Source organism: Albidovulum sp., assembly GCF_008933605.1.
In the GTDB taxonomy this organism is placed as follows: Bacteria; Pseudomonadota; Alphaproteobacteria; order Rhodobacterales; family Rhodobacteraceae; genus Albidovulum.
Map to the genome: position 1 here is coordinate 1 of NZ_WBUS01000262.1, position 2,653 is coordinate 2,653.

Genomic DNA, 2,653 nt, shown 5'->3' on the forward strand with positions numbered 1-2,653 from the left:
CCCTGCAGCGCCTCGGCCCAGGCGCCCGCCACCCCGGCGAAATCGCCGACATGCGGCGACAGCCGCAGCGACGCCACCCCGGCCGCGCGCAGCGCCTCCATCTGTGCGGCGGCGGTCGTCACCGTGCGCCCCAGGGTCTGCACCCCGTTCACCGTCAGGAAGGGCTGGCCATCCATCGTGTCGACATCCCGGCCGTCGGGGTCCACCTCGCAGACGAACTGGCAGTTGTCCTTGGCCCGGTCATGCAGCCTTGCGTGGTAGCAGCGCCCGGATATCGCCAGAGGCACGCGGCCATGGCCCCAGACCTCGACCGCGATGCCCGCCGCCGCCCCGGCCCGCGCCAGCACCGCGACCGAGGCCATCGGCAGTTCGGGCGGCAGGCAGATGCGCGTGGCGCCGCGGCCCGCCAGCCATTCCAGCGTTCCCTCGTTGTAGACATTCACCATCGGTCCTACCCAGAAGGGCGTGCCCTCGGGGATGTGGCGCAGGGCCGAGAGGTCGTTCACCTCGATGGGCAGGCCCATCCCCGCAAGGTCCGCCGTCTGCTTGCGTTCCCGCTTCAGCGTGATCAGCGCCAGCGAGGTGACGGCGACCTCTTTCCCCGCCGCGCGCAAGACTTCGATCGCGCCCGGAATCTCGTCCTGCCAGAACGGCAGGCGTTTCGAGCAGACCCACTCGCCGATCACCACGCGGGCCACCGGGGCGGTGGCGAGGCCGGTGTAGAAGGCGCGCACCGCCTCGGCGGACCAGAAGAACGCATTGGGGCCGACGGTCAGATCCATCGCGTCATCTCCAGGTCTTGGCATAGGCGCCGGTGGTGGCGGCCTGGCCTTCGGTCAGCTTCGCCAAGAGGCTTGCGGGCATCGGCTGGCCCTTCTCGGCCGCCTCGACCGCCGCGCGGAAGGCGCGCACCACCTGCGCCACATAGGCGCGGCTGCGCTGGCGCCCCTCGATCTTCAGGGCGCGCACGCCTGCTGCCTGCAGGGCCGGGATCAGCTGGGTGGCATCCAGGCTCACCGGATCCTCGAAGATATGGCCGGTCTGGCTCTCGCCCTTGCCGCCGGGTGAGGTGAAGCAGCCCTTGCACAGCGTCGGATAGGGCACCGGGGCGCCCTTGGGCGTACGGTGGATCAGGAAGCCCCCCAGCCGCGCCTCCTGCGCGCCGCCGGTTTCGGCATAGGCGACGTGGCTCGCGGGCGAGCAGACGCCGTTCATGTTGGGCGAGAGCCCCGTGGCCCAGGACGACAGCGAACAGCGCCCCTCGGCCATGACGCAAAGGCCGCCGAAGACGAAGACCTCGGTTTCCACGTCCACCTCGCGGTTGATCGCGGCGATCTCGGCCACGGTCAGCACGCGCGGCAGGACCACGCGCTTCACCCCGAAGGCCTGGGCGTAAAGGTTAATCGCATCGGGGTTCGCCGCCGCGGCCTGCACCGATAGATGCAGCCTGAGGCCGGGGTGGCGCCCGGCGGCATGCGCCAGAAGCCCCGGATCGGCGAGGATCACCGCGTCGGCCCCGGCCTGCGCCGCGTCGGCGACCGCCCGGTGCCAAAGCGCCTGGTCGCCCGCGCGCGGAAACGTGTTGATCGCGACCAGCACCTTGGCGCCATGGCGATGCGCGAAGGCGACCCCCTCGGCCATTTCCTCGCGGCTGAAGTTCAGGCCGGGAAAGTTGCGCGCGTTCGTCTCGTCGGCAAAGCCGCAATAGACGGCATGCGCGCCCGCCTCGACGGCCGCGCGCAGCGCCGCCGGCGTGCCCGCCGGGCAGACCAGTTCCATCATGTCATGACTCCGTTGCGGGTCAGCACCAGCCCGCTCTGCCGTGCCACCAGCGCCGCCACCCGCCGCAGCACCCCCGAGGCCGGGCCGCCAATCGCGGCAAGTTCGTCGGTCAGGTCCAGTTCGGCATCGTCCAGCGCGTTGCGCAGGGCCAGAACGGCGGCAGTGTCGCCCGAGATCTGCAACTCGCCCGAAAAGAACAGCGCATCGCCGTCCTCGGCACCGTGCAGCATTGCAAGGAAGGCCGAGAGCCGCCCGCGGATCGCCGCCCGCGCGGCGGGCGGGTGGCCGCGGCGATGCGCCGTCAGCCGGCGCAGCGACGGCTCCATCAACAGAAGCACCGGCGCGTCGGTGACGTCGATCAGCACGGGCACCGCGGCATGGGAGCCGAGGCGACGCAGGATGTCGGGATGGCGCGCCGCGATGCGGCGCATCAGCTGCGACAAGGCGAAGCTGGCCGGGGCCAGCGGCAGGGGAAGGTCAAGCGGCATGTCGCGCCCTGTCTATCTGTGCTGGCGCGGGGTCGGTTTGACTTGTGTCAAGTCCCGCTTCCCTTCGACTTGTTACCGCAGGCAGGCCCGATCTTCCGGTTCCGCCCATGCGCTCCCTGCCGCCCTTTCCCGATCTGCGCGCCTTTCTTGCCCATGCCGAAGGCGCGGGCGATCTGAAGCGTATCGCCGCGCCGGTGGCGCTGCGGCACGAGATGACGGCGGTGCAGCTTGCGGCATTGCGCGCCGCCGGGCCGGTGCTGCGCTTCGACCACGCGGTGACGGATGACGGCAGCCGGGCCGCGCTGCCTGTGGTGGCCAATCTGTTCGGCACCCGCGCGCGCGTCGCGGCGGGGCTCGGTCTGGGCGAGGACCAGGTGCCCGCC

Annotated in this window: 3 protein-coding genes and 1 pseudogene; 1 reads left to right on the forward strand and 3 read right to left on the reverse strand. The window is 71.4% G+C overall.

Annotation, left to right across the window (positions count from 1 at the left end; genetic code table 11):
• The 3 genes from ubiV to ubiT all read right to left on the reverse strand — a co-directional run.
• A partial coding sequence (ubiV, locus tag F9K34_RS18505) for a ubiquinone anaerobic biosynthesis protein UbiV (RefSeq protein WP_291338573.1) occupies positions 1–782 on the reverse strand: 782 nt, incomplete at its 3' end.
• Positions 783–786: 4 nt separating this feature from the next.
• Positions 787–1,779 (reverse strand): ubiquinone anaerobic biosynthesis protein UbiU, encoded by a 993-nt coding sequence (gene ubiU, locus F9K34_RS18510; protein ID WP_291338576.1) that lies wholly within the window; start codon positions 1,777–1,779, stop codon positions 787–789.
• Positions 1,779–2,270 carry a ubiquinone anaerobic biosynthesis accessory factor UbiT gene (ubiT, locus tag F9K34_RS18515; RefSeq protein WP_291338574.1) on the reverse strand — a complete coding sequence of 164 codons (492 nt, stop codon included), beginning with the start codon at positions 2,268–2,270 and terminating at the stop codon, positions 1,779–1,781. The genes ubiU and ubiT overlap by 1 nt, the downstream gene beginning before the upstream one ends.
• Before the next feature lie 107 nt (positions 2,271–2,377).
• Between ubiT and F9K34_RS18520 the strand changes: the two are divergent.
• Positions 2,378–2,653: pseudogene (locus F9K34_RS18520) on the forward strand (UbiD family decarboxylase domain-containing protein); the annotation flags it as partial.

Coding starts and splice junctions, on each gene's coding strand:
- ubiU (WP_291338576.1), bottom strand. CDS start 1,779: ATGGAACTGGTCTGCCCGGCGGGCACGCCGGCGGCGCTGCGCGCGGCC.
- ubiT (WP_291338574.1), bottom strand. CDS start 2,270: ATGCCGCTTGACCTTCCCCTGCCGCTGGCCCCGGCCAGCTTCGCCTTG.